The following is a 6,803-nucleotide window of genomic DNA, read 5'->3' as shown; positions in this document are numbered from 1 at the left end:
CAGCACTCCTGGTCACCCTCGTCGGCGCCCGGCAACGCCTCCAGGCCCTGCTCGTCCTCGGCGGCGGCACCCTCGCCCTGGTCGCCCTCCACGAACTGGCCCCGTACATCGCCCAGGCGATGGGCGCGGTACCCCGCTGGGTACCCCCGGCACTGGCCGGCCTCCTGCTCCTCGCCCTGGGCGCCACATACGAACAACGGCTCCGAGACGCCCGCCGAGTCCGAGAGGTACTGGGCAGAATGCACTGACACAGGCGCGCCCCTACAGGGGCGCGGGGAACTGCGCGCCCGGCCCCGGCGGACCCGCACAGTCAACCCCGCGCCCCCAGTGGAGCGTCACGGCATCTTGTCCCCCACCAACGCCAGATTCTGGATCGCCGCCAACCCGTACAACGCCGTCGTGTTGGTGGAAACCCACGACGCCTCACTGCCCGGGACCAAGCCGGTCGGCCCGTCGACCTTCTTCGTGGACCAGTCCGTCGACTCCTTGTAGTCCCACGCGTCGGCGCTGTTGTAGAACTGCCGCCACGCCCGCGCGGCCAGCGCATCGTCGCCCAACTGGACGGCGGCGTACGCGTCCTGCCGCGCGTGTCCCTGGAAGAGCAGCAGGGAGCCGAAGTCGGAGCCGTAGCGGGCCCTCTGCTCGGCCTTCGTGGCGTTGAAGTAGCGGCAGTAGTCGAGCCACGCCTCCTTGAACTTCGGCATCTCGATCTGGTCGAGGAGTTCGGCGTTCAGTTCGACCAGGCCGAACATCGCCGAGAGGTGCGAGACACCGACCACGGCCTTGTCCGCGACGGCGAACTTCCCGGTGTCCAGGTCGTACAGGGCGCTGCCCTGGACGAACCCGTTGGGCTGGGCGGCGATGGTCTCCATCGTCGACAGGACCCGCGCCTTCGCCTTCTCCCACTTGGGCCCGCGCCGCTCCCACTCGGTGAGCCAGGCGGAGACAAGACCGCTCCAGTCGGTGCCGAAGCCGATGGAGAGCGCGTTGCGGTCCGGCTCGTACGGCTCGGTGCGGATCTTGCGGATGGGGTCGAGGACGAGGAACGTCTCGTCGGAGTCGACGTTGGCGTGCATGAGGTCGCCGACGCGTTCGTCCGCGGTGAGGAAGTAGTAGTAGCGGCGGTAGGTGGTGTTGGCGATCCGCTGCTGCTTGGCGCTGTCGGCGTAGTGCTGGACGCCGTGGCGGGTGCCGAGGCCCGCCCACTTGCCGAGGTGGTAGACGTCGACCTCTCCGGTGTGCCGGGTCATGGCCTCGGCGAAGCGGAAGATGTCGGCGCGGCCCGAGCGCATGTACGCGAACCAGAGCCAGAGGTCGGGCGAGAGCTCGGAGTTGTCCCAGGCGTAGCCGCCGACGTCGTAGCACCACTGGTGCCGGCTCGGGTCGTAGCTGTGCATGATGTCGCCGTAGTCCCAGAAGCCGTACCAACGGCGCATCTCCACCTGGTCCTTGTAATAGGTGAAGAGGAAGTCGAGATGGTCCTCGATCTTCGCCTTGGCGGCGGTGGTGCGGTCCGGCTCGGAGAACAGCCTGCCGAAGACGCCCGCCTTGATGAGGTGCCTGGGCGGGGCGACGAGCTGCGCCGGCGTGCGGACGGCGTCCACCTGCTCGGCCATCGCCTCGGCGCTCGGCGTCGACTCGTGGGCCCAGAAGAGGAGTTCACTGGTACGGGCGATGCCGTAGGGGGTGCCGAACTCCGGCTCGTAGTCCTCGTAGGTGATGTTGAGGCCTTCGAGCTGTTCGGGGTACGTGTCCTGGCCCATGCCGTCGTGGTAGAAGCGCAGGTCCATGGGCTGCGCCTCGGGCGACCAGAGCCACATGGTGACCTCGGCCTCGTCGGTCTGCGCGTTGCGGATGTCGAGCTGGGCCGGGAACTTCTCCCAGAAGTCCCGCAGCCCGAAGGCGAGTCCGCCGCTCGCGCCGCCGACATACCCGAAGCCGCTCGCCCGCCGGCCGCCGCCCGCGCCGATCCAGCCGTGCCCCTTCTTGGTGCGCTTGCGGACCGAGAAGCCGTCCGCGGAGAGCTGGGAGAGCGTGTAGTCGCCCCACTCTGGGATGTACTGGAGGCGGGTGGTCACCCGCTGGTCCCACGTCGACGGGTCGGGCAGCTTCTTGCCCTCGAACTGGGCCGTCCGCACAGCCGTGCCCGGGTCCCGGCGCAGACCGGTGATGCCCTTGACCGCCTCGCGCAGCAGACCGGTGCCCTCGCCGCCGATACGGATGTGCCGGTCGTACGCGGCGTCGCGCATCGGCACCTTGAACCGCACGCCGATGCCGCGGATGAAGTCACCACTCGCCTTGCCCGGCTCCTGGGTGCCGTCGAAGGTGATCGTGTGCACCATGCGGAACGACTCGGCGCCCGCGTAGAAGTAGAGCCGGACCGAGAAGGGCAGCCAACTCCGGCTGCCCTTGCGGTGCTTGCCGTCGATACGGACGACGGCACGGACGGGCCCGTCCTGCTCGACCTCCACCTCCGCGATGACGCTCTCGAACCGCTCGTACTTCTCCGCGCCCTGGTCGCCGTCCTCGATCTCGGGCTGCCGCAGCAGCACGAGACGGCCGTCCTTGGCGATCTCCGTCGAGCCGCGCAGCACGGACTTCACCAGCGTGGAGCCGCTCTTGCCGATCTTCGCGGTGATGACACCGGTCGACACGTCGATGGTGCCGCCGCGCTTGTCGACGGTCACCTTCTTGGCGGGCGCGGCGGGCGACCCCGCGGCGAGCGTGAGCTTGCCGCTGCCCGCCCCCGGTCCGACCGCGTGTGCCGTCCACTTCAGCGAGCCGTCCGGCCAGTAGCCGATCGGCCAGGACTGGACGGGCACCTCCTTGCCGTCCCCGTCGGTCAGCGCGAACGTCTGCTCCTTCTCGTACGCGCCCTTCGGCCAGGGCACGCCCACGGTCGAGCCGGGGGCGGCGCCGAGGCCGCCGTCCTCCAGCCAGTCCAGGGTCACCGGGTCCGCGTCGGCGGCCTCGGCTCTCGGCGCGGCCTGCGCGTCCTGGGCGCCCAGGGCCCAGCTGAACTGGGCGGCGGCTCCGGCGACGGCAGCCGCCTTGAGGAGGGACCTGCGGGGGATGGGAGACATGAGATCCAGCCTTTCCTTTCCGTGCGGGGAAGTAGGAGAAGTCAGGGGCATGACAGAGAGAGGCGCGGCGCCGGACGCCGACCTTGTGTACCTGTACGTGTGATGGGTGCTGTTGGACGGTTTGCTCAGCGGTGCCGGCCGCGCTCCTCCACGGCGAGCGCCGCCGCCGCGACGGCCCCGAGCACGGGGACCGCCAGCGGCAGGACGAACCATGCGGAGCAGGCCACCACGGCCACTCCGCCGACCAGCAGGAACGACCCGGCGGGGTCGAGGACCGTGCGGCGACCGGCCGCCCCGAGCAGCTCCCGCCAGGACGCGCCGGGCTCCCAGACCGCCGCCGCGCGCAGCCCGGCGACGACCAGCCCGATCAGGGCGAACAGGCCGACGGCCCCGACGACCGGGCCGCCCGGAATACCGGCACGCACGGCCTGGACGTCGACCCACACCGCGAGGGCCGCGGCCCACCCGGCGAGTCCCGCGATCCACCCGCCGCGCAGGGCCGACCGGTAGTCCGCGACGAACTCCCGCCAGCCACCGCCCAGATGGGCCGTACGCCGTCGAAGATGCCGGGACCCGGCGGCGAACGCGGCGGGATAGGTGACCACGGGCAGCGAGGCCACCGCGATCCACACCCCGGTGAGCAGACACTCGGCGAACAGTGCGAACCGCTCGGCGAACGCAGATTCACGCTTGGGAGCGGCGGCCGTACGAGCCTTCGTACGCGTCTGGGTCATGACCGGCTCAGCCCTTCAGCCCGGAGGTCGCCATGCCGTCGATCAGGTACCGCTGGAAGGCGAGGAAGAAGGCCAGCACGGGCAGCAGCGCCACCAGCGACATGGCGATCATGCCGCCGTAGTTGGCGACGCCCTCCTGGTCGCGGAACATCATCATGCCCAGCGAGACGGTGTACTTGCCGGGCTCGTTGAGGTAGATCAGCGGGCCCATGAAGTCGTTCCAGGCGTTGATGAAGGTGAAGATCGCGCTGGTGATGAGCGCCGGACGGCACAGCGGCAGCACGATCGACCAGTAGATCCGCAGATGCCCGCAGCCGTCGAGCCGCGCCGCCTCGTCCAGTTCCTTCGGCAGGTTCCGCATGAACTGCACCATGAGGAAGACGAAGAACGCCTCGGTGGCCAGGTACTTGCCGATCAGCAGCGGTACATAGGTGTTGATGAGCTCCATCTTCTGGAACATCACGTACTGCGGGATGAGCAGCACGTGGTACGGCAGCAGCAGCGTGCCGATCATCAGCGAGAACATCAGGTTGCGCCCGGCGAACCGGATGCGCGCGAAGGCGTACGCCGTCAGCGAGCAGGAGATCAGGATGCCGACGACGGAGCCGAGCGCGTAGAAGAGGGAGTTCTCGAAGAACGTGGCGATCGAGATGTCCGCGATGCCGTCGGCGAGCCCCTTGAAGTTCTGGAGGATCGGGCTGGTCGGGAAGAGCTCCAGGCTGCCGATGATCTCGCGGCTGGGCTTGAACGAGGCGCCCAGGACCCAGATCACGGGATAGAGGACGACCGCGAGAACGATCAGAGCGCCGAGGTGCCAGGCGAGCGATCCGGTCCGCTTTCGCCCGAGGTCCAGCGACTTGCGCGGGGTGGTCGGGGCCTGGGTCGGGCTCGTGGGCGGGGTCGTGGTGGTGCTCATCGGGAGGCCTCCTCGTAGTGCACCCACCGCTTCTGGGACCAGAAGAGGACCGCCGTCACCAGCGCCACGGCGAGCAGCAGCATCCAGGCCATCGCGGAGGCGAAGCCCATCTGGGCCTCCTTGAAGCCCTTCTGGTACAGGTAGCAGGTGTAGACGAGCGTGGAGTCGGCCGGTCCGCAGCTGGTGTTGGAGACGACGTACGCCGAGCCGAAGATCTGGAACGAGTGGATGGTCTCCAGCAGCACGTTGAAGAACAGCACCGGCGAGATCATCGGCAGGGTGATGCTCCAGAACCGCTTGAACGGCCCGGCGCCGTCCACCTCGGCCGCCTCGTACAGCTCCTTGGGCACCTGCTTGAGCCCGGCGAGGAAGATCACCATGGGCGCCCCGAACTGCCAGACGGTGAGCGCCACCAGGCTGTAGAGCACCCAGTCCGGGTCCCCGACCCAGCCGCCGACGTCCCACCCGAAGAACGACTGCGTACGGTCCACGACGGCGTCGTCGGAGAAGAGCGCGCGCCACACGAAGCCGACGGACACGCTCGCGCCGATCAGCGACGGGGCGTAGAACGCCGCCCGGTAGAAGGCCTGCCCGCGCCGGCTCTGGGCGAGCAGCAGGGCGACGCCGAGCGCCAGCAGCAGCTTCAGCGGCGTACCGATGACGACGTACTTCGCCGTCACCTCCACCGACTTCTGCCACCGCGGATCGTCGAACATCCTGGTGAAGTTGTCGAAGCCGATCCACTGCGGGGAGTCGAAGAGGTTGTAGTCGGTGAACGCGAAATAGAGCGAGGCGGCCATGGGCCCCGCGGTCAGCAGCAGAAAGCCCGCGATCCACGGGGACATGAAGAGGTAGCCGGCCAGATTCTCCCGGCGGCCCCGCCGCCTGACGGCGGCGGGGCGACCGGGACGCTTCTCCGGGGCATCCGGCGGAGAGTCCTTGACGAGCGTCGTCACTGCGGTTCCCATCAGGCGGCGAGCGCGGACTCGGCCTCGGAGAAGAACTGCTTCACCGCGTCGGAGACCTTGGTCTTGCCCTGGGACATGTCACCGGCGATGCGCAGGAAGGCCGCTTCGACGGTGTCGGCGCCCGCCGGGTGCGGGGTGATGGTCCCGAGGACCCCGGCCGCGGCGACGTCCTCCTCGTACTGGGCGATCGCCTTGTTGGGGGCGTCGGTCGGCTTGTACGCCTCGAACTGCTCGGTGCTGGCGAGGATGCCGCGGTCGTAGCCCATGATCGCGCCGACCTCTGGATCGTGGACCATGAAGTCGATGAACTGCGCGACCTCCTTGGGGTGCTTGGTCCGGGCGGAGCCGCTCAGCATCAGCGAGGAGAGGTACTGGCCGGTCTCCTTGCCGTCGGTGGTCGGGATCGGCGCCAGCCCGTACGTGCTGTCGCCCTCCGTGGTGTAGCGCACCGTGAAGTTGTCCCAGGTGAACTCGGACGCGCCGTCGCCCGAGGCCAGCGCCGACTTGGGCTTGAGCTGCTCGATCTTCTTCGGGTCGGTGATGATCCCGGCCTTGACGCGGTTGTAGGCGTCCGTCCACCACTCCGTCAGGTCGGACTCCTCGAAGCCGAGTCCGTCCTCGGTGAAGAACGCCTTGCCGTTCTGCCGGAGATAGAGGTCGTAGAGGTACATGATCCCGAAGTAGCCGGTGTCGCCGGACACCTTCTGCTTGTTGCGGATCTTTTCGAGGGCGTCGAAGTACTCGTCCCAGGTCCAGCCCTGCTTGGGCTTGACTCCGGCCGCCGCGAAGACCTTCTCGTCAATGACCAACGACATGGTGTTGGAGCCGACGGGTATACCGAGCAGCTTTCCGTCCACCTCGCCGACCTTCTCGACTCCGGCGCGGAAGTTCTTGAGGCTCAGATTTCCCGCGTCCACTTGGGACTTGAGATCGAGGAGAACACTTCTCTTGTCGTACTTCCGCAGGAATGCGACAGCGTTCTGGAATACGTCCGGTGGATTTCCGCCCGCGGCCTGGGTCTGGAACTTCTCCCAAAAGGCCACGTAATCCTGGAAGTCCGTCTTCACCTTGATCTTCGGGTACTTCTTCTCGAAGAGCGCGA

6 protein-coding genes are annotated in these 6,803 nt (G+C 68.2%); 1 reads left to right on the top strand and 5 read right to left on the bottom strand.

The features are described 5' to 3' along the window. Positions 1-248: SCO7613 C-terminal domain-containing membrane protein (locus tag AOK17_RS40365; protein WP_055617612.1), on the top strand; the 248-nt coding region annotated here is incomplete at its 5' end. 87 nt (positions 249-335) lie between these two features. On the opposite strand, the gene AOK17_RS40360 is transcribed toward AOK17_RS40365, so the two are convergent. The 5 genes from AOK17_RS40360 to AOK17_RS40340 all read right to left on the bottom strand — a co-directional run. After that, positions 336-3,083, bottom strand: a complete 2,748-nt coding sequence (locus AOK17_RS40360; protein WP_055617611.1) for an exo-rhamnogalacturonan lyase family protein — start codon at positions 3,081-3,083, stop codon at positions 336-338. 125 nt (positions 3,084-3,208) lie between these two features. Further along, positions 3,209-3,817, bottom strand: a complete 609-nt coding sequence (locus tag AOK17_RS40355) for a hypothetical protein (protein WP_055617610.1) — start codon at positions 3,815-3,817, stop codon at positions 3,209-3,211. A 7-nt stretch (positions 3,818-3,824) separates the two neighbouring features. Next, on the bottom strand, positions 3,825-4,733 hold the full coding sequence (locus AOK17_RS40350; RefSeq protein ID WP_055617609.1) for a carbohydrate ABC transporter permease: 909 nt from the start codon (positions 4,731-4,733) through the stop codon (positions 3,825-3,827). Next, on the bottom strand, positions 4,730-5,701 hold the full coding sequence (locus AOK17_RS40345) for a carbohydrate ABC transporter permease (RefSeq protein ID WP_055617608.1): 972 nt from the start codon (positions 5,699-5,701) through the stop codon (positions 4,730-4,732). Before AOK17_RS40345 ends, AOK17_RS40350 begins: the two co-directional genes overlap by 4 nt. After that, on the bottom strand, positions 5,701-6,803 hold a 1,103-nt coding region (locus AOK17_RS40340; RefSeq protein ID WP_055617607.1), incomplete at its 5' end, for an ABC transporter substrate-binding protein. The genes AOK17_RS40340 and AOK17_RS40345, both read right to left, overlap by 1 nt.

Origin of the sequence: Streptomyces phaeochromogenes, assembly GCF_001418655.1 — a bacterium.
Lineage (GTDB): Bacteria > Actinomycetota > Actinomycetes > Streptomycetales > Streptomycetaceae > Streptomyces > Streptomyces phaeochromogenes.
The sequence above is the reverse complement of the archived record's forward strand: the minus strand, read 5'-3'. Positions and strand labels throughout refer to the sequence as shown.